At 72.5% G+C, this 24,789-nt stretch carries 22 protein-coding genes and 2 pseudogenes; 11 read left to right on the top strand and 13 right to left on the bottom strand.

Going from position 1 to position 24,789, the window contains the following annotated elements; all coding sequences use genetic code 11:
* Positions 1–14 precede the first annotated feature (14 nt).
* The 3 genes from ACFY1T_RS21220 to ACFY1T_RS21230 are packed head-to-tail and all read right to left on the bottom strand — an operon-like array spanning position 15 to position 2,901.
* Positions 15–893: an ATP-binding cassette domain-containing protein gene (locus ACFY1T_RS21220; protein ID WP_390789497.1), complete on the bottom strand. Its 879-nt coding sequence runs from the start codon at positions 891–893 to the stop codon at positions 15–17.
* Entirely contained in the window at positions 893–1,924 is a 1,032-nt protein-coding gene (locus ACFY1T_RS21225) for an ABC transporter permease (protein ID WP_030858227.1), read from the bottom strand. Before ACFY1T_RS21225 ends, ACFY1T_RS21220 begins: the two co-directional genes overlap by 1 nt.
* Entirely contained in the window at positions 1,921–2,901 is a 981-nt protein-coding gene (locus ACFY1T_RS21230; RefSeq protein ID WP_390789498.1) for a sugar ABC transporter substrate-binding protein, read from the bottom strand. The genes ACFY1T_RS21225 and ACFY1T_RS21230 overlap by 4 nt, the downstream gene beginning before the upstream one ends.
* A gap of 240 nt (positions 2,902–3,141) precedes the next feature.
* On the opposite strand from ACFY1T_RS21230, the pseudogene ACFY1T_RS21235 reads away from it, so the two are divergent.
* Together ACFY1T_RS21235 and ACFY1T_RS21240 are read left to right on the top strand one after the other, a co-directional pair.
* Positions 3,142–3,483: pseudogene (locus tag ACFY1T_RS21235) on the top strand (Gfo/Idh/MocA family oxidoreductase); the annotation flags it as partial.
* Between the two features lie 48 nt (positions 3,484–3,531).
* Positions 3,532–4,146: pseudogene (locus ACFY1T_RS21240) on the top strand (Gfo/Idh/MocA family oxidoreductase); the annotation flags it as partial.
* A 38-nt stretch (positions 4,147–4,184) separates the two neighbouring features.
* Here the strand turns inward: ACFY1T_RS21240 and ACFY1T_RS21245 are convergent.
* The 3 genes from ACFY1T_RS21245 to ACFY1T_RS21255 all read right to left on the bottom strand — a co-directional run bounded on the left by ACFY1T_RS21245 (position 4,185) and on the right by ACFY1T_RS21255 (position 7,241).
* Complete coding sequence (locus ACFY1T_RS21245; RefSeq protein ID WP_390789499.1) at positions 4,185–5,375, bottom strand: cytochrome P450; 1,191 nt, start codon at positions 5,373–5,375, stop codon at positions 4,185–4,187.
* A 102-nt stretch (positions 5,376–5,477) separates the two neighbouring features.
* Complete coding sequence (locus tag ACFY1T_RS21250; RefSeq protein ID WP_390789500.1) at positions 5,478–6,395, bottom strand: DMT family transporter; 918 nt, start codon at positions 6,393–6,395, stop codon at positions 5,478–5,480.
* A gap of 225 nt (positions 6,396–6,620) precedes the next feature.
* Entirely contained in the window at positions 6,621–7,241 is a 621-nt protein-coding gene (locus ACFY1T_RS21255) for a dihydrofolate reductase family protein (RefSeq protein ID WP_390789501.1), read from the bottom strand.
* Positions 7,242–7,449: 208 nt separating this feature from the next.
* Between ACFY1T_RS21255 and ACFY1T_RS21260 the strand changes: the two genes are divergently transcribed.
* A complete protein-coding gene (locus ACFY1T_RS21260) occupies positions 7,450–8,190 on the top strand; it encodes a 3-oxoacyl-ACP reductase family protein (protein ID WP_390789502.1) in 741 nt (246 codons plus the stop codon).
* A 102-nt stretch (positions 8,191–8,292) separates the two neighbouring features.
* On the opposite strand, the gene alc is transcribed toward ACFY1T_RS21260, so the two are convergent.
* Both alc and allB read right to left on the bottom strand, forming a co-directional pair.
* Positions 8,293–9,411: an allantoicase gene (gene alc, locus ACFY1T_RS21265; RefSeq protein ID WP_030858219.1), complete on the bottom strand. Its 1,119-nt coding sequence runs from the start codon at positions 9,409–9,411 to the stop codon at positions 8,293–8,295.
* Positions 9,412–9,414: 3 nt separating this feature from the next.
* The gene (gene allB / locus ACFY1T_RS21270; RefSeq protein ID WP_390789503.1) at positions 9,415–10,755 is read right to left on the bottom strand and encodes an allantoinase AllB; all 1,341 of its coding nucleotides are present in this window, start codon (positions 10,753–10,755) and stop codon (positions 9,415–9,417) included.
* A 329-nt stretch (positions 10,756–11,084) separates the two neighbouring features.
* Here allB and ACFY1T_RS21275 point away from each other — a divergent pair, with 329 nt between their 5' ends.
* Positions 11,085–11,888, top strand: coding sequence for an IclR family transcriptional regulator (locus ACFY1T_RS21275; protein ID WP_030858217.1), 804 nt, complete (start codon positions 11,085–11,087; stop codon positions 11,886–11,888).
* A 70-nt stretch (positions 11,889–11,958) separates the two neighbouring features.
* On the opposite strand, the gene ACFY1T_RS21280 is transcribed toward ACFY1T_RS21275, so the two are convergent.
* Positions 11,959–12,669, bottom strand: coding sequence for an ABC transporter ATP-binding protein (locus ACFY1T_RS21280; RefSeq protein ID WP_390789504.1), 711 nt, complete (start codon positions 12,667–12,669; stop codon positions 11,959–11,961).
* The gene (locus tag ACFY1T_RS21285) at positions 12,666–13,754 is read right to left on the bottom strand and encodes an ABC transporter permease (RefSeq protein WP_390789579.1); all 1,089 of its coding nucleotides are present in this window, start codon (positions 13,752–13,754) and stop codon (positions 12,666–12,668) included. The genes ACFY1T_RS21280 and ACFY1T_RS21285 overlap by 4 nt, the downstream gene beginning before the upstream one ends.
* Before the next feature lie 134 nt (positions 13,755–13,888).
* Here ACFY1T_RS21285 and ACFY1T_RS21290 point away from each other — a divergent pair, with 134 nt between their 5' ends.
* Positions 13,889–15,088, top strand: coding sequence for a sensor histidine kinase (locus ACFY1T_RS21290; protein WP_390789505.1), 1,200 nt, complete (start codon positions 13,889–13,891; stop codon positions 15,086–15,088).
* Positions 15,088–15,717: a response regulator gene (locus tag ACFY1T_RS21295; protein WP_390789506.1), complete on the top strand. Its 630-nt coding sequence runs from the start codon at positions 15,088–15,090 to the stop codon at positions 15,715–15,717. The genes ACFY1T_RS21290 and ACFY1T_RS21295 overlap by 1 nt, the downstream gene beginning before the upstream one ends.
* A gap of 16 nt (positions 15,718–15,733) precedes the next feature.
* Here ACFY1T_RS21295 and ACFY1T_RS21300 read toward each other — a convergent pair whose 3' ends face one another.
* Complete coding sequence (locus ACFY1T_RS21300) at positions 15,734–17,221, bottom strand: PLP-dependent aminotransferase family protein (RefSeq protein ID WP_390789507.1); 1,488 nt, start codon at positions 17,219–17,221, stop codon at positions 15,734–15,736.
* Positions 17,222–17,308: 87 nt separating this feature from the next.
* On the opposite strand from ACFY1T_RS21300, the gene ACFY1T_RS21305 reads away from it, so the two are divergent.
* The 4 genes from ACFY1T_RS21305 (at position 17,309) to ACFY1T_RS21320 (ending at position 21,573) form a co-directional block, all read left to right on the top strand.
* Positions 17,309–17,620: a hypothetical protein gene (locus ACFY1T_RS21305; RefSeq protein ID WP_390789508.1), complete on the top strand. Its 312-nt coding sequence runs from the start codon at positions 17,309–17,311 to the stop codon at positions 17,618–17,620.
* On the top strand, positions 17,584–18,198 hold the full coding sequence (locus ACFY1T_RS21310; protein ID WP_390789509.1) for an NTP transferase domain-containing protein: 615 nt from the start codon (positions 17,584–17,586) through the stop codon (positions 18,196–18,198). The genes ACFY1T_RS21305 and ACFY1T_RS21310 overlap by 37 nt, the downstream gene beginning before the upstream one ends.
* Positions 18,199–18,471: 273 nt before the next feature.
* On the top strand, positions 18,472–20,100 hold the full coding sequence (gene aceB, locus ACFY1T_RS21315) for a malate synthase A (RefSeq protein ID WP_390789510.1): 1,629 nt from the start codon (positions 18,472–18,474) through the stop codon (positions 20,098–20,100).
* A 282-nt stretch (positions 20,101–20,382) separates the two neighbouring features.
* A complete protein-coding gene (locus ACFY1T_RS21320; protein WP_390789511.1) occupies positions 20,383–21,573 on the top strand; it encodes a GDSL-type esterase/lipase family protein in 1,191 nt (396 codons plus the stop codon).
* Positions 21,574–21,637: 64 nt separating this feature from the next.
* Here ACFY1T_RS21320 and ACFY1T_RS21325 read toward each other — a convergent pair whose 3' ends face one another.
* Positions 21,638–22,234 (bottom strand): TetR/AcrR family transcriptional regulator, encoded by a 597-nt coding sequence (locus ACFY1T_RS21325; RefSeq protein WP_390789512.1) that lies wholly within the window; start codon positions 22,232–22,234, stop codon positions 21,638–21,640.
* Positions 22,235–22,349: 115 nt separating this feature from the next.
* On the opposite strand from ACFY1T_RS21325, the gene ACFY1T_RS21330 reads away from it, so the two are divergent.
* The gene (locus ACFY1T_RS21330) at positions 22,350–23,174 is read left to right on the top strand and encodes an SDR family NAD(P)-dependent oxidoreductase (protein ID WP_390789513.1); all 825 of its coding nucleotides are present in this window, start codon (positions 22,350–22,352) and stop codon (positions 23,172–23,174) included.
* A gap of 128 nt (positions 23,175–23,302) precedes the next feature.
* Here the strand turns inward: ACFY1T_RS21330 and ACFY1T_RS21335 are convergent, their stop codons facing one another.
* Positions 23,303–24,688 (bottom strand): nucleobase:cation symporter-2 family protein, encoded by a 1,386-nt coding sequence (locus tag ACFY1T_RS21335; protein WP_390789514.1) that lies wholly within the window; start codon positions 24,686–24,688, stop codon positions 23,303–23,305.
* Between the last annotated feature and the right edge of the window lie 101 nt (positions 24,689–24,789).

Genomic DNA, 24,789 nt, shown 5'->3' on the forward strand with positions numbered 1-24,789 from the left:
AGTCGTGTCGTCCCTCAGGGTGCGGTGGTTCCGGACGCCGGATCGGCTGCTCCGGACGGGTGGTCCGGTCCTGATTCTGCCACCCGCTCCAGTTCGTGGCTCAGCTCGTCCAGCTCGGAGCCGCCCGCCATCTGGCGGGTGAGCTCGTCCAGGGTGATCGAGTCACGGGTGTGGTTTCCCGCCATCGTGCCCCGCTTGAGCAGCACGAACCGGTCGCCGACCAGGTAGGCGTGGTGCGGGTTGTGGGTGATCAGGACCACGCCGAGACCCGCGTCACGGGCGGCGGCGACGTACTTGAGGACCACGCCGGACTGCTTCACCCCGAGGGCGGCGGTGGGCTCGTCGAGGACGAGCACCTTGGCCCCGAAGTGGACGGCGCGGGCGATGGCCACGCACTGCCGCTCGCCGCCGGACAGGGTGCCGATCGGCTGGTCGACGTCGCGCAGGTCGATGCCCATGCGCAGCAGCTCGGCGCGGGTGGTCTCCCGCATGAGGTCGACGTCGAGGCGGCGGAAGGGGCCGCGGCCCTTGGTGGGCTCGGAGCCGAGGAAGAAGTTCCGCCAGACGGGCATGAGCGGGACGACGGCCAGGTCCTGGTAGACGGTGGCGATGCCGTGGTCGAGGGCGGCGCGCGGGTTGGCGAGGACGGTCTCCTCGCCCTCGATCTCGAAGCGGCCGGCGTCGTGCCGGTGCAGCCCCGCGATGATCTTGATGAGGGTGGACTTGCCGGCGCCGTTGTCGCCGAGGACACAGGTGATCTCGCCGGCGTGGACCTCCAGGGAGACCCCCTGGAGCGCGCGGATGTTGCCGTAGAACTTGCTGACGTCGGTCATCTCCACGAGCGCCGGCGCGCAGGACGTCTCGTACGGGGTCTCGGACACGGCCTTGGTCATCACTTCGCCTCCGCCCGCTTGCGGACCCATGCGTTGAGCAGCGTCGCCAGCAGGAGCATGGCGCCGAGGAAGAACTTGAACCAGTCCGGGTTCCACTGGGCGTAGACGATGCCGTTGCTGGTCATGCCGAAGATGAAGGCGCCGACGGCCGAGCCGATCGCCGAGCCGTAGCCGCCGGTCATCAGGCAGCCGCCGATGACGGCCGCGATGATGTACAGGAACTCGTTGCCGACGCCCTCGCCCGACTGGACCACGTCGAACGAGAAGAGGATGTGCTGGCCGGAGATCCAGGCGCACAGGGCGACGCCCATGTACAGGCCGATACGGGTCTTGACGACGGGGACGCCGGTCGCGCGGGCCGCGTCCGCCCCGCCGCCGACCGCGAAGATCCAGTTGCCGGCGCGGGTGCGCAGCAGGATCCAGGTGGCGACGGCGACCAGGGCCAGCCACCACAGGATGGTGACCTTGAGCGTGACCGAGCCGACGTTCCACTGCGAGGCGAAGAGCGCGCGGGCGGAGGAGAAGCCCTCCATGTCGGCGATCGACTTGGTCGAGACGGAGCCGCTGATCAGCTTGGTGAAGCCGAGGTTGAGGCCCGTCAGCATCAGGAACGTGCCGAGCGTGATGATGAAGCTGGGCAGCCGGGTGCGGGTCAGCATGAACCCGTTGAAGAACCCGATGGCCAGGGTGACGAGCAGCGACACGCCGACGCCCACCCACACGTTGGCGGTCATCTGGTAGCTGAACATCGAGCTGACCAGTGCCGAGGTGGTGACCATGACCCCGGCGGAGAGGTCGAACTCGCCGCCGATCATCAGCAGGGCCACGGGGCAGGCCATGATCCCGATGGTGGAGGCCGAGTACAGGATCGTGCTGAGGCTGGAGGCCTGCAGGAAGCTCGGTGCGGCGAAGGAGAAGAAGACGAAGACGGCGGCCGCGCCGACGACCGCGCCCAGCTCGGGGCGGCCGAGCAGCCTGCGGACCAGGGAGGTGGGGGCGAGCCGCTCGTCGCCGGCCGTTGCCGTGCTCATCGGCTGCCCCGCTTGATGAACTCCTCCAGCTTGCCGGCCTCGTCGGCCGTCACGATCTGCGGTCCGGTCAGTACGGGGCGGCCGCCGCCGAGCACGTTCGCGTTGTAGCGGTAGAGCCAGAGCAGGTCGACGGCCTCGTAGCCCTGGAGGTAGGGCTGCTGGTCGACGGCGAAGCCGAGGGCGCCGGACTTGAGGTCGCGGGCGACGGACTCGTTGAGGTCGAAGGTGTCGACCTCGGCCTTGCTGCCCGCCGCGTCCTTCGCCTTGACCGCCGTCGGCGCGAAGGGGGCGCCGAGGGTGACGATCGCGTCGACGGAGGGGTCGGCCTGCAGCTTCGCCTGGATGGCCGCCTGCACGGAGGGCATGTTGGTGCCTTCGACGTACAGGTTCTCCATGGTCCCGCCGAACGTCTTCTTCGCCCCGGCGCAGCGCTGCTCGTGGCCCACGTTGCCCTGCTCGTGCAGGACGCAGACGGCCTTCTTCCTGCCGCGCTTGGTCAGCTCGGTGCCGACCGCCTCGCCGGCGATCTGCTCGTCCTGGCCGATGTGGGTGAGGGCGCCGTACTCGGCGGACTGCGCGGATCCGGAATTGACCGTGATCACCGGGATGCCGGCCTTGACCGCCTTGCCGATGACGTCCTTGAGCGCCTCGGGCTTGGCCAGACTGACCACGATCCCGTCGACCTTCTGGTCGATGGCGTTCTGCACGAACTGGGCCTGCTGCTGGGCCTGGTCGTCGTGGGCGTAGACGAAGTTGATGTTGTCCTTCGCCGCGGCCTCCTTGGCGCCCTTCTGGACGATGTCCCAGAAGGTGTCGCCGTCACCCGCGTGCGTGACCATCGCGAAGGTCCAGCGCGGGGTGGACACGGCGGGCCGGCCCGCCTGCGCGGCCTTCGCCCGGTCCTCGGCGCGCTTGCCGCCCGTGCTGCTGCAGCCCACGAGGGAGGCTCCCAGCACCGCCGCGAGCACGGCGCCCACGACGCGTACCCCTGTCCGAACCCTAGCCACGTCTGCGTGCCCTTCCCTCGTCCTGCGTCTGCCGCCGCCGTCTGCGGCTGCTGCCGCCAAAGCGGTCATTACGGTTCCAGCCGCTCAGTATCCGCCACAGTGGACCATGTGTGGTCATCGGGGCCTTAGAGCCCATCCGGGTCCAACTTTGCCATCGAAGGCCCCTCCGGGCGGATTGACAGCCTCCGGTGACAGGGTCACGTTGATTGCATGCGCATCGGGGTGATCGGAACGGGCCGGATCGGCTCTTTCCACGCGGCGGCACTGGCCCGCCACCGGGACGCCGGCTCGCTGCTGCTCGCCGACGCCGATCCCGCGCGGGCGGCGCGCCTCGCCGACCGGCTGGGGGCGACCGCCGCCCCTTCCGTGGAGCAGGTCTTCACCTGGGGCGTGGACGCCGTGGTCGTGGCCTGCGCCACCGACGGGCACGCCGAGCTGGTCCTGCGGGCGGTCCGCGGCGGGCTCCCGGTGTTCTGCGAGAAGCCCCTGGCCACCGATCTGGCCCGGACGCTGAGCGTGCTGCGGGAGGTGTCCGCCGCGGACGGGGTGCTCCAGCTGGGCTTCATGCGCCGCTTCGACGCGGGCTGCCGCACCGCGCGGGAGCTGGTGCGCTCCGGGGCCCTGGGCCGGCTGCACACCGTACGGACGATGACGGCCGATCCGTCGCCGCCGCCCGCCGCGTACCTGGCGACGTCCGGCGGCCTGTACCGGGACTGCCTCGTGCACGACTTCGACATGGTCCGCTGGGTGACGGGGCACGAGGTCAGCGAGGTGTACGCGACCGGCTCCGACGCGGGTCCGCCGGTCTTCCGGGAGCTCGGCGACGTGGACACCGCCGTCGCCCTCCTCACCCTGGACGACGGGACGCTGGCCACCTGTACGGGCACCCGGTGCAACGGCGCCGGGTACGACGTGCGGATGGAGCTGGCCGGGGCCCTCGACCAGGTCTCCTCCGGGCTGGACGACCGGACGCCGATCGCCTCGACCGAACCGCACGGCCCGCCCCCGGCGAGCAAGCCCTGGACGGGGTTCCTGGAGCGGTTCGCCCCCGCGTACGAGGCGGAGCTGGCGGCCTTCGTCAAGCTGGTGCGCGGCGAGGGACCCAACCCGTGCGACGGCCGGGAGGCCCTGGCCGCGCTGCGCATCGCGGAGGCCTGCGAGGTGTCGCGGCGGGAGCGGCGCCCGGTCCGGATGACGGAGCTCCCGGACCTGTAGCGGCGCCGGGGGCGGTACGGGATCGGCCACGGGCGGCGCTACCAGCGCACCGGCAGCCGGGTCACGCCCCGGATCAGGCTGCTCCCGATGTACGCCGGAGCCTCCTCGTCCGGGTCCTCGGCCAGATCGGGGAAGCGCTCCAGCAGCCCGCGCAGCGCGATGCGGCCCTCCATGCGGGCGAGCGGGGCGCCGATGCAGAAGTGCAGCCCGTGCCCGAAGGCGAGGTGGCCCTGCGGGGCGCGCCGGATGTCGAAGGTGTCGGGGGCCCCGTAGCGCCCCGGGTCGCGGTCCGCGCCGGCCAGCGAGACGAGGACGGTGGCCCCGGCCGGGATGGCGGTGCCGCCGAGCTCCATGTCCTCGCGGGCGTAGCGGTAGGTGGTGTTCTGCACCGGGCCGTCGTAGCGCAGCACCTCCTCGACCGCGCCGTCGAGCAGGCCGTCGGGGTCGGCGCGCAGGGCGGCCAGTTGGTCCGGGTGGGCCAGCAGGGCGCGCGTGCCGTTGGATATGAGGTTGGCGGTGGTCTCGTGGCCGGCGACCAGCAGCAGGAAGGCCATGCCGATCAGCTCGTCGGGCGACAGCGCGTCGCCGTCCTCGTCACGGGTCCGGATGAGGGCGCTGAGCAGGTCCTCGCCGGGCTCCTTCGCCTTGGCCCCGACGAGTTCGGTGAGGTACTCGCCGAGCTTGTCGTGCGCGGTGGTGCTGGGGACGGGTGAAGTGGGGGCGACGACCTCCTTCGACCAGTAGCCGAAGCGCTCGCGGTCCAGGTCGGGTACGCCCAGGAGTTCGCCGATGACGGTCATCGGGAGCGGGAAGGCGAGGGCCTTGACCAGGTCGGCGGAGCGCCGCGGGCGCGCGGCCATCGCGTCGAGCAGGTCGTCGGTGATCTGCTGGACGCGGGGCCTCATGGCCTGTACGCGGCGGGAGGTGAACTCGCGGGCGACCAGGCGGCGCAGCCGGGTGTGGTGCGGCGGGTCCGCCTCCAGCATGTTGCGGTTGGCCCGGGTCGCGGTGATGCCCGGCAGGATCGCGCCGCTGCTCCAGTCCTTCGCCAGCCCGGGGTGGGCGAGGGCCCGGCGGGCCTCGTCGTAGCCGACGACCAGGAAGGTGGGCGCGTACTCGGCGGTGACCTCCACGTGGTGCACCGGTCCCGTCGCGCGCAGGCGGGCGTAGAAGGAGTAGGGGTCGGTGAGGAAGTCCGCGTCGTTCGCGCTGATGTCCGGTAAGGGCATGCGGTCACACTAATGTGACCGCTCAGTACAGGGCCCGGCGATTTCCGGTCACTCGGCGGCGGCCTCCCGGCCGCCGGTCGTACGCCGGCCGGGTCAGCCGGGTCAGCCGGTCACGGCGCGGCGGCCCCAGGCGGTGCCGCCGAGGACGAGCGCTGCGCCCAGGAACCCGGCGGGGCCGAGGTGTTCCCCGCCGATGACGATGCCGGCGGCCGCCGCCCACAGGGGTTCGGTGCCGAGCAGCAGGCTGACGCGGGAGGGCGAGGAGCGGCGTACGGCCCACATCTGCACGAAGAAGGCGAAGAGCGTGCAGAACACGGAGAGGAAGGCGAGCCCCGCCCATTGGGCGGGGCCGAAGGCCGCGGCCGTCGCCCAGGGGCTGTCTCCGGTGCCGGGTACGGCGGCCAGTACGGCGAAGACGAGGACGGCGCCGCCGAGTTGCACGGTGGTCAGCGACAGCGCGTCGGCGCCCCGGACGGACGTGATCCGCGCCATCAGCAGGACGTGCAGGGTCCGGGCGAGGGCAGCGCCGAGGATGAGCAGGTCCCCGGCGCCGGGGACGGTGAGCCCGGCGCCCTGGGTGAGCAGGACGACGCCGGCGACGGAGGCCGCGGCGCCCGCGAGGAAGGCGCCGGAGGGGGCCTCGCGCCGTACGGCGGCCTCGGCGAGCGGGGTGAAGATCATGGTCAGGCTGATGATCAGGCCGGCGTTGGTGGCGGAGGTGCGGACGATCCCGTACGTCTCCAGCAGGAAGATCCCGCCGAGTACGAGGCCCAGCAGGCCCGCGCCGGACACCTGCCGGGGGGTGAGCGCCCGCAGCCGCTGCCGGCCGGCGACGACGAGGACGGGCAGCACGAGCGCGAAGCGCAGGACGAGGACCGCGATCACGGTGTGGGCCGTGGTGACGCCCTTGGCGGCGAGGTAGCTGCCGCCCCAGACGACGGCGACGGCGAGGACGGGCAGGTCGGCGGCGAGCCGGGCACGGCGGGGGGCGGCGGGTGCGAGCAGGGCGGGCGAGCTCACCGGGGACTCTCCATCGGCGTGAGGCGGGTGGAGACTGCGGCGGCTCCCTCGGGCGCGGCTCACCGTACCGGAGCCGATCATGGCGGTCGAGCGGGTTCGCCGGGGCCCGCCGGGCCCCGGCCGGTGCCCGCGCCGCCCCTTCCGGAGTCGCCCCTTCCGGAGCCGCGCCTTTCCGGAGCCGCGCCTTTCCGGAGCCGCGCCTTTCCGGAGCCGCGCCTTTCCGGATCAGCCGAAGGTGGCGAAGGTGGGCCGGCCCGTCGGGCGGTAGGTGAGGATGGCGGCGCCGTTCGGGGTCGTGCGCGAGGCCACCAGTTCGTAGGCCGTGGGCAGGCCCCCCGTCGGGAAGAGCCGCCGTCCGGTGCCCAGGAAGACGGGGTACACCTCCAGGTTGAGCTCGTCCACGAGGTCCCGCGCCAGCAGCCACTGGGCCAACTGCCCGCTGCCGTGCACCTGGAGCTCCCGGTGCCCCTCCAGCCCGTCCTTGATCCGCATGATCTCGCTCTGGAGCTGTTCGCCGTCGATGACGGTGGTCCCCGCCCAGGCAGGGTCCTTGAGGGTGGTCGAGGCCACGTACTTCGGCAGGCCGTTCAGCCGGCTCGCGATCGGGTCGGTGGGGTCGGTCCTGGCCGGCCAGTAGTCGGCGAAGATCTCGTACGTCCTGCGCCCGAGCAGGAAGGCCGCGGCCCGGTCGAACAGCTCGACGGTGAACGCGTGCACGCCCTCGTCGTGGAACGGGGTCAGCCAGCCGCCGTACTCGAACCCGCCGCCGGGGTCCTCCTCCGGCCCTCCCGGGGCCTGCATCACGCCGTCGAGGGTCACGAAAGTGGTGAGGGTCAGCTTGCCCATGGCTCTGCGCTCCTTGCGTCCGGTGTCTCCTGCGCGGGTCCCCTGCCCGGGTTCCCCGTGCACGGGTTCAGACTCGCGGCCGCCCCGGAACTCATCGGCGCGGCGCGCGCGAACGCGAGGTCCGATTCCCGCCAGCGCCCGCCCCCCTCCCCCGATTTCATTGAACCCGCAACGACTTGTCGGGCAGTGAGAACGAGGGAGTACGACCATGGGCAGCAAGGACGCGGTGGTGGCGCTGGTGACCGGCGGCAGCCGCGGCATAGGGGCGGCCACCGCCCTGCGGCTGGCGCGGGACGGGGCCGACGTCGCCCTCACGTACGTCCGCGGCGCGGAGGCCGCCGCCGGGGTCGTGGAAGGGATCGAGGCGCTCGGCCGGCGCGCCCTGGCGGTCCGGGCCGACGTGGGCGACCCGGCGCAGGCGGTCGCGGCGGTGGAGGAGACCGTCCGGGGCCTGGGGCGGATCGACGTCCTCGTGAACAACGCGGGCATCGGCGTGCTCGGGCCGCTGGACGCACTGACCCCGGCCGATGTGGACCGGGTGCTGGCGGTCAACGTGCGCGGGGCGTTCCTGACCACCCGGGCCGCGGCCGCCCGGATGGGCTCAGGCGGGCGGATCGTCAGCATCGGCAGCTGCATGACCGCGCGGGTCCCCGGCCCCGGCGGCACCCTGTACGCGATGAGCAAGGCCGCGCTGACCGGCTTGAACAAGGCGCTGGCGCGGGAGCTCGGCGAGCGCGGCATCACCGCGAACCTCGTGCACCCGGGCCCGGTGGACACCGACATGAATCCGGCGGACGGTCCGTACGCCGCCGCGCAGAGCGCGCTGACGGCCCTCGGGCGCTTCGGGACCGCGCAGGAGGTGGCGGGCCTGGTGTCCTTCCTCGCCGGTCCGGACGCCGCCTACGTGACGGGCGCCGAGTTCGCGGTGGACGGCGGGCACGCGGCGTGACGAGCGCGGAACGCGCCGGTGGGGCGCACCGTTCGCGGTGCGCCCCACCGGGCCGTGCGGGCCCCGGGGGTGTCGGCCCCCGGGGCAGTCACCGGGGCGGGATCAGCCGCCCAGCTCCTGGTTGCGGGCGGTCAGCGCGGCCGCGCCGGCCTCCGTCAGCGAGCCGTACAGGCGCAGGCGGGAGAAGCCGCCGTCCGGGAAGATGTCGATCCGCACGTGCGTGCCGACCGCCGGGGTGTCCAGTACGAAGCGGTGGTTGGTGTCGGGCTGCAGGCGGGTCCGCGGCAGGAACTCCGTCCACTCGCCCTCCTCGCCCGACTTGACGGACAGCGAGGCCCAGCCGGCCGAGTTGCCCTTGAGGTAGGCGGTGTCGATCTCGACGGCGCGGATCTCGGAGTCGGCCACCAGCTGGTAGCGGATCCAGTCGTTGCCGTTGTCGCGGCGGCGGGCGGTCTCCCAGCCGTCGTCCATCTTGCGGGAGCGGCCCGGGTTGATGGTGTTGGTCGGCGGGGAGTAGAAGCGGTTGGAGGCGTCCTGGACGGAGCCGCCGTTCTCCAGGGCGACGACGTCGAAGGAGCCCAGCGCTTCGAGCCACTTCGGGTCGGGCAGGACCTCGCCGTAGACGCGCAGGCGGGCGATGCCGCCGTCGGGGTGCTGGTTGACGCGCAGGTGCGTGAAGCGCTGCTCGACGTCCACCTCGAAGCCGTTGGCCGCGTGGCCGCCGACCGGGGTGCGGGCGACGATCGTCGTCCACTTCACGTCGTCGCCCTGGAGCTCCTCCGGGGTCGGCGCGAGGGCGCCGGCCCAGTTGGTGGCCTCGACGGAGACGGCCTGCGGCATGTTGCCGCGGAAGTGGGCGGTGTCGACGACGATGCCGCGGATGACGCCCGGGGCGCCCAGGCGTACGAGCGCCCAGTCGTGGTCCTCGGGGGTCGGCCAGGGCTGGGTGGCCGACACGCCGCGGCGGCGTCGGGTCTCCCAGCCGTCCATGACCTTGCCCTTGTGGCCGAAGTCCTCGGGGTCGAAGTGCGCGGCCTCGGAGATCAGCAGGTTCTCGCGCTGGGCGAAGAACTCGTCGTTGGCGGCGATGACACCGGCGCCCAGCTCACGGGCGGCGAGGTTCGCGTACTGGGTGAACGGGAAGTCCGCGGTGCGGTAGTCCGCGTACGGGTCGCCGCCTCCGTACGGGTTCGCGTTGCCGGTGAAGGATTCAATCGCCACTGGTCAGTTCTTCCTTTCGAGGAGTCGGCCCGTGGGCTCGGTCGGGGTGCCGTGGTCGGCGATCCGCGCACCGCGCAGCCAGGTGGACTTCACGACGCCGTGCAGGGTCTTGCCCGCGTACGCCGTGACCTGGTTGCGGTGGTGGAGTTCGGCCGGGTCCACGGTGAACGTTTCTTCGGGGGCGAGCACGGCGAAGTCGGCGTCGCGGCCGGCCTCGATGGCCCCCTTCTGGGCGAGGCCCGCGAGCTTCGCCGGGGCCGCCGACATCCAGCGGACCACGTCCTCCAGCGTCCGGCCGCGGCGGCGCGCCTCGGTCCAGATCGCCGGCAGGCCCAGCTGGAGGGAGGAGATGCCGCCCCACGCGGTGGAGAAGTCGCTCGTCTTCAGGTCCGCCGTGGACGGCGAGTGGTCGGAGACGATGCAGTCGATGGTGCCCTCGGCGAGCGCGTCCCACAGGAGGTCCTGGTTGGCGGCCTCGCGGATGGGCGGGCAGCACTTGAACTCGCTGGCGCCGTCCGGCACTTCCTCGGCGGTGAGGGTGAGGTAGTGCGGGCAGGACTCGACGGTGATCTTGACGCCCTCGGCCTTGGCGGCGGCGATCAGCGGGAGCGCGTCGGAGGAGGACAGGTGCAGGACGTGGACGCGCGCGTTCAGCCGCTTGGCCTGGGCGATCAGGTTGCCGATCGCGGTGTTCTCGGCGTCGCGCGGGCGGGAGGCAAGGAAGTCGGCGTACTTGGGGCCGGGGACGACCGGGGCCGAGTCCAGGTGGTGCGGGTCCTCGGCATGCACGATCATCAGGCCGCCGAAGCCGGTGATCTCGGCGAGGGAGGTGGCCAGCTGCTCCTGGTCGAGCTCGGGGAACTCGTCGACGCCGGAGGGCGACAGGAAGCACTTGAAGCCGTAGACGCCGGCGTCGTGCAGCGGCGCCAGGTCCTTGACGTTGTCGGGCAGGGCGCCGCCCCAGAAGCCGACGTCCACGTGCGCCTTCGCGCGGGCGACCTCCTGCTTGACGCGGAGGTTGTCGACCGTGGTGGTCGGCGGCAGGGAGTTCAGCGGCATGTCGAGGATCGTGGTGATGCCTCCGGCCGCGGCGGCGCGGGTGGCCGTCCAGAAGCCCTCCCACTCGGTGCGGCCCGGGTCGTTCACGTGCACGTGGGTGTCGACCAGGCCGGGGAGCAGGACGTCGTCGCCGAAGTCCTCGAGCCGGGCGCCGGCCGGCACCTCGGCGTCGTGCGGCAGTACGGCGACGATCTTCCCGGCGGCGACGGCGACCGAAGCGGCGCGCGTCCCCCCGGGGGTGATGACGCGAGTCGAGCGCAGTACCAGTTCCACGTCGTCGGACACGCCGGAACCTCCCCATCTACTTCCACAGAGCGAAATTCAACGTTCTGTTGACGGAGTCTCGCCGCCGATGCGGGACCAGTCAAGAGCCGCCGGACAGAGCACCGACACACCGGTACCGCAATTGGATGTTTCCACAGGATGGAATTAAGATTTCACTATCCAGAATGTAGCTACCACCACCGGGGGGCGGGCGGGTAACTTCCCGAGGACGTCCGCGACCCGGACAAACCCCCTCTGACCGGCGGGGACGGCTTCGACCCGGCTCTAGGGCCGACGCCGACCGACCGGTAGGCTGCTTCCTTGCCTGCCAGCACCGAAAGGACCGCGCCGTGCCGACGTCCAGCGCCAGCACCACCGACGCTTCCGCGAAGCCCACCGCCGCCAGCGGTGGCGTTCAGTCCCTTGAGCGCGCCTTCGATCTGCTTGAACGCATGGCCGATGCCGGGGGCGAGGTCGGCCTCAGCGAGCTCTCCACCGCCAGCGGTCTGCCGCTGCCCACCATCCACCGCCTCATGCGCACCCTGGTGGCATGCGGCTACGTCCGGCAGCAGCCCAATCGACGGTACTCCCTCGGCCCCCGCCTGATCCGCCTCGGCGAGTCCGCGTCGCGCCTGCTGGGGACCTGGGCGCGGCCGTACCTGGCCCGCCTGGTCGAGGAGACCGGCGAGACGGCCAACATGGCCCTGCTCGACGGGGACGAGATCGTCTACGTCGCCCAGGTGCCCTCCAAGCACTCCATGCGCATGTTCACCGAGGTCGGCCGCCGGGTGCTGCCGCACTCCACCGGCGTGGGCAAGGCGCTGCTCGCGTACACGCCCGCCGACGAGGTGCGGGCGCTGCTGGCGCGCACCGGGATGCCGGCCGCGACCGAGAAGACCATCACCACGCCGGAGGGCTTCCTGGAGGCGCTGGAGCAGGTCCGCAAGGCGGGCTACGCGGTCGACGACAACGAGCAGGAGATAGGGGTCCGCTGCCTGGCCGTGTCGGTGCCGAATTCGCCGACCGCCGCCGCGATCTCCATCTCGGGTCCGGCGGGCCGGGTGACCGAGGCCGTGGCCGAGTCCTTCGTGCCGATCCTGCAGAACGTCGCGGCCGAGCTGTCGGTGGCGCTGCAGAGCCAGAACCCCGCGTAGGTCCGGTCCGCACGCGCCAGGGCCCGGCCCCCTCGGAGGGGGCCGGGCCCTGGCGCGTGCGCACGGGTGCTCAGGCGGCCGGGACCGTCTCGGAGCCGGACTCCCGCGGGGCCGCCCGCGTCAGGCGGCCGTCCGTCATGGTCGACGTCCGGTCCATCCGCTCCAGGTGGGCGTGGTCGTGGGTGACCAGCACCGTCGCGGTGGAGCGCTCGCGGGTCAGCGTGACCAGCAGGTCGAGGACGGCCGCCCCGCGCTCGTGGTCCAGGGCGCTCGTGGGCTCGTCGACCAGGAGCACCGCCGGCTCGTTCATCAGGGCGCGGGCGATGTTGACCCGCTGCCGCTGGCCGCCGGAGAGCTGGTGGGGCCGCTTGTCGGCCTTGTCGGCCAGCCCCACCGCGTCCAGCAGCTCCAGCGCCCGGCGGCGCAGCGTCCGGGCGGGGCGGCCCGACAGGTGGGCCATCACCTGGAGCTGCTCGGCGGCCGTCAGCGACGCCAGCAGGTTCGGCTGCTGGAAGACGATCCCGATCTCCTCGCGGCGCAGGGCCGACTTCTCGGCCGCGCTCAGCCGGGCGGTGTCCCGGCCCGCCACCACCACCCGGCCGGAGTCCGGGGTGACCAGCGTGGCGGCGACGGCCAGCAGGCTGGACTTGCCGGATCCCGAGGGTCCTATCACCGCGCTCAAGGTGCCCGCGGGCACCTCCAGGCGGACCCGGTCGAGGGCGGTGAGCCGGCTCTCGCCGTCCGGGTAGGTCAGCGTGACGTCGTGCACGAGCAGGGTCATCGGGCGCTCCCGAGGGCGGTCAGGGGGTCGACGGCGGTGATCCGCCGGATGGACAGGGCCGCGCCCAGCGCGCCGAGCGCGATCATGATCGCGGCGGGCACCAGCACGGTCGCGGTGTCGAGGACGAAGGGCACGTCGCCCCCGCTGATCAGCGCGCCGAATCCGGCGGCGAGCGCCGTACCGAGGCCGGTGCCGATCGCGAGCATGACGACGGCCTGGCCGAGGGCGTCCTTCAGCAGGTACGGGGTGGAGGCGCCCAGCGCCTTCAGCACGGCGATGTCGCCGCTGCGCTGGATCGTCCACACGGTGAAGAAGGCGCCTATGACCAGGGCGGAGATGGCGAAGAGGAAGCCGCGCATCAGCTGGAGCGAGCCGTTCTCGGCCTGGTAGGACCCTATGGCGCCGAGCGCCTCGTCGATGGTCTGCGCCTTGGTGGCGGCCGCCGCGTCCCCGGCGGCGAGGTCTGCGGAGGCGGCGGTGTCGAGCGCGATCACGGTGGCCAGGGTGTCGATGGAGGTGCCGGGGTTGCCGATGCGCTGCCAGTCGTTCAGGTCCATCCAGACGACCGGCGTGTGGCTGTAGGCGGCGGTGCCGGAGACCGCGCCCACGGTCAGCTCCAGCGGGCCGATCTTCAGTTTGCCGCCTGCGGTCAGGCCGCCGAGCTCCTCGGCGGCCTTCTCGGTGAGGACGACCCGCCCCTGGGAGAGGCCGCCGCCGCGGGGCGGGAGGGGGCCGGCCGGGTCGACGCCGAAGACGGAGACCGCAGCGGTGCGGGCGCCCGCGGACGCGTTGGTGGTGCGGATGCCGAGCGGCTCGGCGGAGTTCACGCCGGGCTGCGCCCGCCAGGCCTGCCAGGCCTTCTCCGACACCTGGGAGTTGGTGAAGGACACCTTCTGGTCGCCGGCGGGCGCGGCGAAGGCGAGGTGGCCGGCGGGCAGTCCGGTGACGGCCGAGATGTTCTCCCGGGCCAGGCCGGCGGTGAGCCCGGACAACAGGCCGACCAGCAGCGTGATGAGCAGTACGACCGAGCCCATGAGGGCGAAGCGGCCCTTGGCGAACCGTAGATCTCTCCATGCGACGAACATGATCCCCACCCTGGTCTTCCCCATGGGCACAAGGCATCGCGCCACGGTGGCGATCCTGGTATCGAAGGACGCATCCGCACATCAAACTTTCGATTGACCGGCCGCCGCGCGTCCCCGCTTAGGCTGTCAAGGCCATGGCTGCCACTACGGAACCCCCCGCTCCGCGCCTCCTGACCCCCGTCTCGCGCGTGCTGCGCCTGTGCCTGCACGCGCTGCTGTTCGGGCTGCTCGCGCTGGCCGCCGGGCGGGCCGTCACCGACTCCGCGCCGCATGCCGGCGCGGTGGTCACCGCCTGCGCGGTGCTGGCCGCCGTGTACGTGGCCGGCGTACTGGCCCCCTCGGTGCACCGCTCGCCGCGCGCCGCCGCGGTGTGGCTGGCCGCGCTGGGCGCGGCCTGGGCGGGGCTGCTGCTGATCTCCCCCGACGGGGTGTGGATCGCGTTCCCGCTGTACTTCCTGGAGCTGCACCTGCTGCGGCTGCGCTGGGCCATCGCCGCCGTCGCGGTGACGGCGTGCGCGGCGATCGGCGGCTTCCTGGCGCACGCGCAGGGCAGCGCGGTCTCGCCGGGGGCCTTCCTCGGACCGCTGCTCGGCGGGGCCGTGGCGGTGGCGACCGTACTGGGCTACCAGGCGCTGTACCGCGAGAGCGAACGCCGCCGCGAGCTGATCGAGGAGCTCATCGCCACCCGCGCCGAGCTGGCCGCGGCCGAGCGGGACGCCGGGATCCTGGCCGAGCGGGAGCGCCTGGCCCGCGAGATCCACGACACCCTGGCGCAGGGCCTGTCCTCGATCCAGCTCCTCCTGCGCGCGGCGGAACGATCACTTCCGCAGGACGCCCCGGCCCTGGAACACATCGGCCGGGCCCGGGAGGCGGCCCAGGAGAACCTGGCCGAGGCACGCCGTTTCGTACGGGCGCTCACCCCTCCCGACCTGGAGCACGGGTCGCTCGCCGCCGCACTGGAGCGGCTGTGCACGGCGGCTCCGGGGCCGCGCGTCCGGTTCTGCCTGAGCGGCGCGCCGCGGGTCCTGCCCACCCCGTACGAGGTCGCCCTGCTCCGCATCGCGCAGTCGGCGCTGGCCAATGTCGTCCGGCACGCCCGCGCGGACCGCGCCGAGATCACCCTGACCTTCATGGACGCGTCGGTGACGCTGGACGTCGTGGACGACGGCACCGGCTTCGATCCCTCCTGCGCCCCCTCCGGCGAGGGCGGCTTCGGCCTCCCCGCCATGCGCTCGCGGGCCGAGACCCTCGGCGGCCTGTTCACGGTCGAGTCCTCCCCCGGCCAGGGCACCGCCGTGGCCGTCACGCTGCCGCTGCCCCTGGAGGCATCCTGATGACGATCCGCCTGCTGCTGGCCGACGACCACCCGGTGGTCCGGGCCGGGCTGCGCGCGGTGCTGGACACCGAGCCGGACTTCGCGGTGGTCGCGGAGGCCGCCACCGCCGAGCGGGCGGTGGAGCTGGCCGCCTCCGAGCCGGTGGACGTGGTCCTGATGGACCTCCAGTTCGGTACGGGCATGCACGGCTCGGCGGCGACGGCCGCGATCACGGCGCGGCCGGGGGCGCCCCGCGTCCTGGTGCTGACCACGTACGACACGGACGCGGACATCCTGGCCGCGGTGGAGGCGGGCGCGTCGGGCTACCTGCTGAAGGACGCCCCGCCGGAGGAGCTGGCGGCGGCGGTCCGCACGGCGGCGGCCGGCCAGTCGGCGCTGGCCCCGGCGGTGGCGCTGCGCCTGATGGACCGCATGCGGATGCCGGCGGAGTCGCTGACGAAGCGGGAGCTGGAGGTGCTCCAGCTGGTCGCGGACGGCCTGTCGAACCAGCAGATCTCGAAGAAGCTCTTCCTGAGCCAGGCCACCGTCAAATCCCACCTGGTCCACGTCTACGCGAAGCTGGGCGTCGACTCCCGCACGGCGGCGGTGGCCGCGGCCACCTCCCGGCGCCTGATCCGCACCCCGTAGCCGGGGGCGGGCGCCCTCACGCCACCCAGTGCGGCCGTTCCACCGCCGGAGCCAGCGGGACGCCTTCGTGGAAGGCCGCCGCGAGGCGGCGTACGGCCTCGTCCAGCAGCTCCGGCCCCAGCGTGTACGGAATCCGCAGCCGGTGCTCGAACGTCCCCGGATCCACCCCGAACCGCGCCCCCCGCCCGATGTGCACGCCGCAGGCCCCCGCCCGCTCCGCCAGTGCCGAGCCGACCGGCTCCCCCAGGTCCACCCAGAGCGACAGCCCGCCCGGCCCCCGCTCCCACGACCACTCCGGAGTGTGCCGCTCGAGCGCCCGCTCCAGCGCCGCCCGCTGGCCCCGCAGCTGCTCGAGCCGCGCCGGCAGCGTCGCGTCCAGCCCCTCCAGCAGCGGCTGCGCCACCAGCTGGTCCAGCACCGACCCGGTCATGTCCGCGGCCACCTTCACCGACGCCAGTTCCGTGATCATCTTCGCGGTGGCCCGTACCCACCCCACCCGCAGCCCGCCCCAGTGCGTCTTGCTGAGCGAGCCGATCGTCACGACGTGCTCGGCCCCGCCCCTCGGCGCCAGCGAGGCCAGCGGCGCGGGCGCCGGCACGTCGAGGGCGATGTCGGCGATGGTCTCGTCGACCACCAGCCAGGTCCCGGTCCGCCGCGTCGCGGCCAGCAGCCGCAGCCGCTGCTCCTGCGGCATCAGCAGGCCCGTCGGGTTGTGGAAGTCCGGGATGACGTACGCCAGCCTCGGCACGGTCTGGCGCAGCGTGGACTCGGCGATCTCCATGTCCCAGCCCGCGTCGGAGACCGCGATCGAACCGGTGCGCAGCCGCGCGTGCCGCAGCGCGTCGAGGGCGTTCGCGTACGTGGGGTTCTCGGTCACCACCCGGTCCCCGGGCCCGCACAGCAGGCTCACCACCAGCGAGAACGCCTGCTGGGCACCGGCCGTGACCAGGATCTGCTCGGGGCGGGTGGCCAGTCCGCGCCGGGTGAACCGCTCGGCCACGGCGCTGCGCAGGTCGGGCAGGCCGAAGGGGTGGTAGCCGGGGCTGCGGGCGAGCCCCGGCAGCCGCGCCGCGGCCCGGGCGAGGGCCTCGGTGAGGCTGTCCTCGGGGGCGCCGAGGGCGGCGATGGCGAGGTCGATCCCGGGATCGCCGTCGGCCCGGTAGCCGCCGGCGCCGAGCAGCAGGTGCGCGCCGACGGCGCCGTGGCCCTCGGGGAGCTCGGTCCAGGTGCCGGATCCGCGCCGGCTGCGGACGTAGCCGCTCTCGCGCAGCAGGTCGTAGGCCCCGGTGACGGTGGCCCGGCTGGCGCCGAGCGCCTCGGCGAGCTCGCGCTCGGCGGGCAGCCGCACGCGCAGGGCGATCCGGCCGTCGAGGATCAGCGTCCGCACGGCGTCGGCGAGGGACCGGTAGCCGGGGCGGGCCAGCACCTCGGAGGGCAGCAGCGCCGTGAGCTGGCGACTGCCGAGGGTTCTGTCCGCCGTCTGGACAACTCGCCCGTTTGCCATGCCAACCTCCCCCGATTGGCTCTGCCGACCAGACCAATCGAGGTCCAGACTCGCGCTATCGGCCCCCGATTGGCAAGGAGACCCCGCATGTCGGCCGCGCAGACCCCACCGACCTCGCAGACCCCACCGACCTCGCGGACCGACCCGACCCCGCAGGTCCACCCGACCTCGCAGACCCTCCTGACCTCGCGGACCCACCTGACATCGCGGACCCACCTGACCGACCGCGACGAACGCGCCCTGGCGGCCGCCGCCGAACACCGGATCTCCGAGCCGCTGCGCCTCGGGCCCGCCCTGGCCGCCGTACGGCGCCTCCTGGCACGGCGGCCGCGCGCCGCGCTGCAGGAGCGAGAATCACTGACATGCCACCCACCACACACTCAACCCCGAGCCCGGTGATCGCGGGCCTGCTCCTCGCCGCCGGCGGCGGCCGGCGCCTGGGGGGCCGCCCCAAGGCCCTGCTCCCGTACCGCGGCCGCCCGCTGGTCGAGAACGCCGTACGAGTGCTGCGCGAGGCGGGCTGCGGCCCCCTCCACGTGGTGCTCGGCGCCTCCGCGGCCGAGGTCCGCGAACGCGCGGAGCTGACCGGCTGCGTGGTCGTGGACAACCCGGACTGGGCGGAGGGCATGGGCTCGTCCCTGCGCGTCGGCCTCGCCTCGCTCGCCGGTACGGGCGCGGGCGCGGCCCTCGTCTCGCTGGTGGACCAGCCGGGCATCGGGCCGGCGGCCGTGGCCCGCGTCCTGGAGGCGTACCGCTCCCCCGCGAGCCTGGTGGCGGCGGCGTACGACGGGGAGCGCGGGCATCCGGTGCTCTTCGGCTCGGACCGCTGGGCGGACATCGCGGCTACGGCGAAGGGGGACAAGGGCGCGCGGGTGCACCTGACAGACCACGCGGACGAGCTCACTCTGGTGGAGTGCGGGGACGTCGCCGAGGCCTTCGACATCGACACCCCGCCCGACCTGGCACGACTTGCTTGAGCGACGGCCGCGGGGCGGTTGAGCGGGCTGTGACGAAGGTGGCACTGAGGGCCACCGGGCGCAGGACTCTGTCGACTCAGAGAATCTCGACATCAACAAACCATTGAACTTCCACCATAAGGAAATTACTATCCACTGGTCAGAAGCGCCCTGAACCCCCAGACGGCGCCCGCGACCGTATCCCGGAACTCTCCACACCCGACGGCACTGCGTGCCGTCCTGCGCGAGCATTCCCCGCGGCCGCCAGGCACCGCCGCTGAAGGAGTGACAGATATGTCCGCACCAGCGCCGTCATCGCTGGCCATCGTCGACGCCGAGCCCCTGCCCCGGCAGGACGAAGTCCTGACCGAGGCGGCCCTCGCGTTCGTGGCCGAGCTCCACCGGCGGTTCACGCCCCGCCGCGACGAGCTCCTCGCCCGACGCGGTGAGCGCCGCGCCGAAATCGCCCGCACCTCCCACCTCGACTTCCTCCCGGACACCGCACAGGTCCGCGAGGGCGACTGGAAGGTCGCGCCGGCGCCGGCCGCGCTGAACGACCGCCGTGTGGAGATCACCGGTCCGACCGACCGCAAGATGACCGTCAACGCCCTGAACTCGGGCGCCAAGGTCTGGCTCGCCGACTTCGAGGACGCCTCCGCTCCCACCTGGGAGAACGTCGTCCTCGGCCAGCTCAACCTCATCGACGCCTACGAGCGCCGCATCGACTTCACCGACCCGCGCACGGGCAAGTCGTACGCCCTGAAGCCGGCCGAGCAGCTGGCGACCGTCGTGATGCGCCCGCGCGGCTGGCACCTGGAGGAGCGCCACCTCCGGTTCGAGGGCCGCCCGGTCCCCGGCGCGCTGGTCGACTTCGGCCTGTACTTCTTCCACAACGCCAAGCGGCTCATCGAGCTCGGCAAGGGCCCGTACTTCTACCTGCCGAAGACGGAGTCGCACCTGGAGGCGCGCCTCTGGAACGAGATCTTCGTCTTCTCGCAGGACTACGTCGGCATCCCGCAGGGCACGGTCCGCGCGACCGTCCTGATCGAGACCATCACGGCCGCGTACGAGATGGAGGAGATCCTCTACGAGCTGCGCGACCACGCGGCGGGTCTGAACGCGGGCCGCTGGGACTACCTGTTCTCGATCGTGAAGAACTTCCGTGACGGCGGCGAGAAGTTCGTCCTCCCGGACCGCAACGCGGTGACGATGACGGCCCCGTTCATGCGGGCGTACACCGAACTCCTGGTCCGCACCTGCCACAAGCGCGGCGCGCACGCCATCGGCGGCATGGCTGCCTTCATCCCGTCTCGCAAGGACGCCGAGGCCAACCGGGTCGCGTTCGAGAAGGTCAAGGCCGACAAGGACCGCGAGGCCGGCGACGGCTTCGACGGCTCGTGGGTGGCCCACCCCGACCTGGTCCCGATCGCGATGGCCTCCTTCGACGCGGTCCTCGGCGAGAAGCCGAACCAGAAGGAGCGGCTGCGCGAGGACGTCTCGGTGGCCCCGGGCGAGCTCATCGCGATCGACTCGCTGGACGCGAAGCCGACGTACGAGGGCCTGCGCAACGCCGTCCAGGTCGGCATCCGCTACATCGAGGCCTGGCTGCGCGGCCTGGGCGCCGTCGGCATCTTCGGCCTGATGGAGGACGCGGCCACGGCCGAGATCTCCCGCTCGCAGATCTGGCAGTGGATCAACGCCGGTGTCGTCTTCGAGCACGACGGCGAGCCCGTGACGGCCACCGCGGACCTCACCCGCGAGCTCGCCGCCGGGGAACTGGCCGCGATCCGCGCCGAGATCGGCGAGGAGGCCTTCGCGGCCGGAAAGTGGCAGCAGGCCCACGACCTCCTTCTCCAGGTATCCCTGGACGCGGACTACGCGGACTTCCTCACCCTCCCCGCGTACGACCAGCTGGTCGGCTGACCCCCACCCCACCCGAACCCCACCTCCGCCCCCCAGGCCCCGGGCCTGGGGGGCGGAGGCGTGTGCGCAACCCGGCCGCGGAGGAACCCGGCCGCGGAAGCGGAACCTTGACGGCCCGAACGACCGGTCGGTTGTTACTCCATCGTAACTTTCCTGTACCTAGCGGTAACAACGCGCGCCGTGTCACCTTTCCGATGCCACCGGCCGGCGGTACCCCCACTTTCCCAGCCATGCACCGGAGTTCTCTTCGGATCGGGCATGGCCGACCGCAGGAGTTCCGCCGTGATCGGATTCCGCAACGCCAGCAAGGACCGGGCCCGTAGTCGAGTGCGACGGCTCGCCGGGGCCGGGTTGGTTCTGCCGCTCGCCGCCGGCGCCCTGGTCGCCGGCTCCGCCGGGACCTCCGTGGCCAGTCCCGGGACCGGGCCCACCGCCGTGGTGTCCATGGGCGACAGCTACATCTCCGGCGAAGCCGGCCGCTGGAAGGGCAACAGCCTGACCAACAGCGGCAATCGCACCGGGACGGACCGCGCCTGGGTCTCCGGGAACACCTACGACCCCGCCAAGGTGTACGGCAGCACCGCCGGGGGCTGCCACCGCTCCGATTCCGCCGAGGTCAAGAGCGCAGGAGCCATCGCCGACGCGGCCGTGAACCTGGCCTGCTCCGGGGCGACTTCCGAGAACGTCTTCCGCGCCTCCAACGGCGGCGTGGCGTTCAAGGGCGAGGCCCCGCAGGCCGATCAGCTCGCCACCGTGGCCCGGACCGACAACGTCAAGGTCATCGCCCTGTCCATCGGCGGCAACGACCTCGGATTCGCCGACATCATCAAGGACTGCGCCCTCGACTTCGTCCTGTGGAACTCGTACTGCTACGACGACCAGCAGTACGGGGTCGACGAGAAGATGGACGCGGTGATGGCGAACGTCGGCAAGTCCGTGGACGAGATCCGCGCCGTGATGCGGGCCGCCGGGTACACCGACTCCGCGTACCGGATCGTGCTCCAGTCCTACCCGTCGCCGATCCCCCGCGGCGCCGAGAACCGGTACACGCAGAGCGACTGGAGCCGCCTCAACACCGGCGGCTGTCCGTTCTGGAACCGGGACTCGGACTGGGCGCGCGATTCGCTCGTGCCGCAGATCGCGAACCGCCTCAAGGCGGTCGCCGCCGCCAAGGGCGTGCAGTTCCTGGACCTGCGGGACATGATGCAGGGCCGCGAGGTGTGCGCGAAGGCCAGCAAGCAGGTGAGCAGCTCGGCGCCCGCTTCGGCGAAGACGAGCGAGTGGGCGCGCTGGATCGACAGCAGCGAGACGCAGGGGCTGGTCCAGGAGTCCATGCACCCGAACCAGTTCGGCCAGCTGGCGCTCGGGCGCTGCCTGAACCTCGCCGTCGCCCAGCCCGCGAACTCCGCGTCCAGCTGCAAGAACACCGCCGGAGCGGACCAGACGGGCATGTTCCTGACATCCACCCCCTGATACCCGCGTCCGGGTCCGGCCGGGGCGTCCGCGGAGGCTTCCGCGGACGCCCCTTCCCGTCCGCTCAGCCGCGTACGGCGGCCAGCGCCTCGTCGTACAGGGCCGCCAGGTCGGCGCTGCCGCCGCTGCGGACCCAGGCCTCGGTGGCGGCGTCCACGCAGGCGAAGACGGTGGCGGTCACCGCCGCGGCGCGCACCTGCGGGACCGGGCCCTCCCCGGCGGCCATCCGGGCCGTGACGGCGGGCTGGACCAGCTCCTGCCAGCGCAGCCGCTTCTGCGTGTAGCGGGCGCGCAGCGGCGGGGTGTGGAAGATCAACGTCGTGATCTCCAGCAGCTGCCCGGGGTCTCCGTGCGCCTCCATGAGCACCTCGAAGCCGGCGCGCAGGGCCTCCCACGGGGTGGCGGCGGCCGGCTGGGCCTCGACCGTCGCGCGCAGGAGCTCCCCGAGCTCCTCCTGCTCACCGCAGACGATGTCCTCCTTGGTACCGAAGTACCGGAACAGCGACCGCTGGGAGATGCCCGCCTCCTTGGCGATCTGCGCGATGGTCGTGGCCTCGTACCCCTGCTCGGCGAAGAGCCGCATGGCGGTGTCGAAGATGCTCGCGACCACGGCCTGGCGGGAGCGGTCCCACAGGCTCGGCTGCGTTGCGGTTGTCCCCATCGGGCCAGCATATAGGCGGACCGCCAGTCTGACCCTCACTGTCCGCTTGGCAGTCACTGCCACACGGGCATACAGTGATGGTCAGACGTTGTCATCCCCATGGGCAGGAGCCACTGTGAACGCGGTCGACTACCGAGGCAGGACCACCCTGATCACCGGCGCGAGCTCGGGCCTGGGCGCCGAGTTCGCACGCCAGCTCGCCGCGCGCGGATCCGACCTCGTGCTCGTCGCCCGCCGGGAGGACCGCCTGAAGGCGCTCGCCGCGCAGCTGTCGGCGGCGCACGGCGTCAGGGTGGAACCGCTCGCCATGGACCTGGCCGTCGACGGGTGCGGCGAGCTGCTGGCCGCCGAGGTCGAGCGGCGCGGGATCACGGTCTCCAGCGTCATCAACAACGCCGGCTTCGGCACGTACGGGCTCTTCCACGAGGAGGATCCGCAGCGGGTCCGCCAGGAGGTGGCCCTCGACGTGACGGCCGTCGTCGACATCAGCCGGGCCTTCATCGGCCCGCTGCGCAGCCGCGGCGAGGGCGTCCTGGTCAACCTCGCCAGCGCGGCCGCCTACCAGCCCGTCCCGAACATGGCCGTGTACGGCGCGACCAAGGCCTTCGTGCTCAGCTTCACCGAGGCCCTCTGGCAGGAGTCCCGGGGGACCGGGCTGCGCGTCATGGCGCTGTCGCCCGGTGCGACGAGGACGGAGTTCTTCGACGTCGTCGGCACGGAGGACGCCGCGGCCGGCGGCAGGATGCAGACCTCGGAGGAGGTCGTGCGGACCGCGCTGAAGGCGCTGGACCGGCGGAACCCGCCGCCGAGCGTGGTGTCCGGGGCGATGAACCGGATCATGGCCCTCAGCGGGCGGTTCGCGAGCCGCCGCACGGTCGTGCGGATCGTGGGCCGGATGACCTCGCCGCGGACTCCGGCGCGGGCCGGGGCCGCCGCGTAGCAGCCACCGCACTCACCCTGCAGGAGCTGCCGCGAAGGGGCTGACGGGGGAACGGCCGGTGCGTACGCCACACCCGCAGTGGATGGCGTACGCACCGGCCGTTCTCCCGCCGGCCCGCGGGGGCCGGGTCAGTGCACCGGCACCGGTTCCGGCGAGGTGGCCGAGGACCGCTGAGCACCGAAGTGGTTGAAGGCCAGATTGAGCGCGATGGCCACCACGCAGCCGGTGCTGATGCCGGAGTCCAGGACGACCAACAGGTCCTTCGGGAACGCGTGGTAGAACTCCGGCGCCGCGATCGGGATCAGGCCGATGCCGACCGAGGCGGCGACGATCAGGGCGTTCTCGCCCTTCTCCATGGCCGCACCCGCCAGGGTTTGGATGCCGCTGGCCGCGACCGAGCCGAACAGGACGATGCCGGCGCCGCCGAGGACCGGCAGCGGGACCACTCCGATGACGGAGGCCGCCATCGGGCACAGGCCCAGCAGGATCAGGATGCCGCCGCCGGCGGCGACGACGAACCGGCTGCGCACCTTGGTCATCGCCACGAGCCCGATGTTCTGCGCGAAGGCGCTGCACATGAAGCCGTTGAACAGCGGGCTGAGCGCGCTGCCGAGGGTGTCGGCGCGCAGGCCGCCCTCGATGGTCTTCGCGTCCGCCGGGCGGCCCACGATCTTGCCCAGCGCCAGGATGTCGGCGGTGGACTCGGTCATGCACACCAGCATCACGATGCACATGGAGACGATGGCCGCGACCTGGAACTGCGGTGCGCCGAAGTGGAACGGGGTCGGGAAGCCCACCAGGGAGGCGTTCTTGACGGAGTCGAAGCTGGTCATCCCCAGCGGGAGCGCGATCAGCGTGCCCGCCACCAGGCCGAGCAGGATCGAGATCTGCTGCAGGAAGCCGCGCAGGAACTTGCGCATCAGCAGCACGATGACGAGGGTGACGGCCGCCATGCCGATGTTCTTCATCGAGCCGTAGTCGGTGGCGGTCCGGTTGCCGCCCTGCGACCAGTTGAAGGCCACCGGCAGCAGGGACACGCCGATCAGGGTGATGACCGTACCGGTGACGACCGGCGGGAAGAAGCGGACGAGCTTGCCGAAGTACGGGGCGGCGAAGAAGCCGACGACCCCCGCGACGATGATCGCGCCGAAGATGACGGGGATGGCGTCCGCGCCCTCACCCTTGCCTATGGCGATCATCGGGGTCACGCCGGCGAACGAAACGCCGTTGACGAAGGGGAGTTTGGCGCCGATCTTCCAGAAGCCGAGGGTCTGGAGGAGGGTGGCGAGGCCGGCGGTGAAGAGCGAGGCGCCCATCAGGAACGCCGTCTCGGTCGCGGAGAGTCCGACGGCAGGGCCGACGATCATGGGCGGGGCGACGACACCCGCGTACATGGCGGCCACGTGCTGGAGGCCGCTCGTGAACATCTTCAGAGGAGGCAGGGTCTCGTCGACCGGGTGCTTCTCCTCCGGTACTGCGACTGCATCTTTGCGAAACCTGGGCGTGTGGGCCACGGCTTCCTCCGGTCGGGTAACACGTCGGCAGGGACGTGGGTGTCTTGGAGGTGGTGCGAACGCTGTGCGAGTCGAGCCGGTATGGAGTTGTCGATGTGATG

Source organism: Streptomyces sp. NPDC001194, assembly GCF_042896985.1.
Classification (GTDB): Bacteria; Actinomycetota; Actinomycetes; order Streptomycetales; family Streptomycetaceae; genus Streptomyces.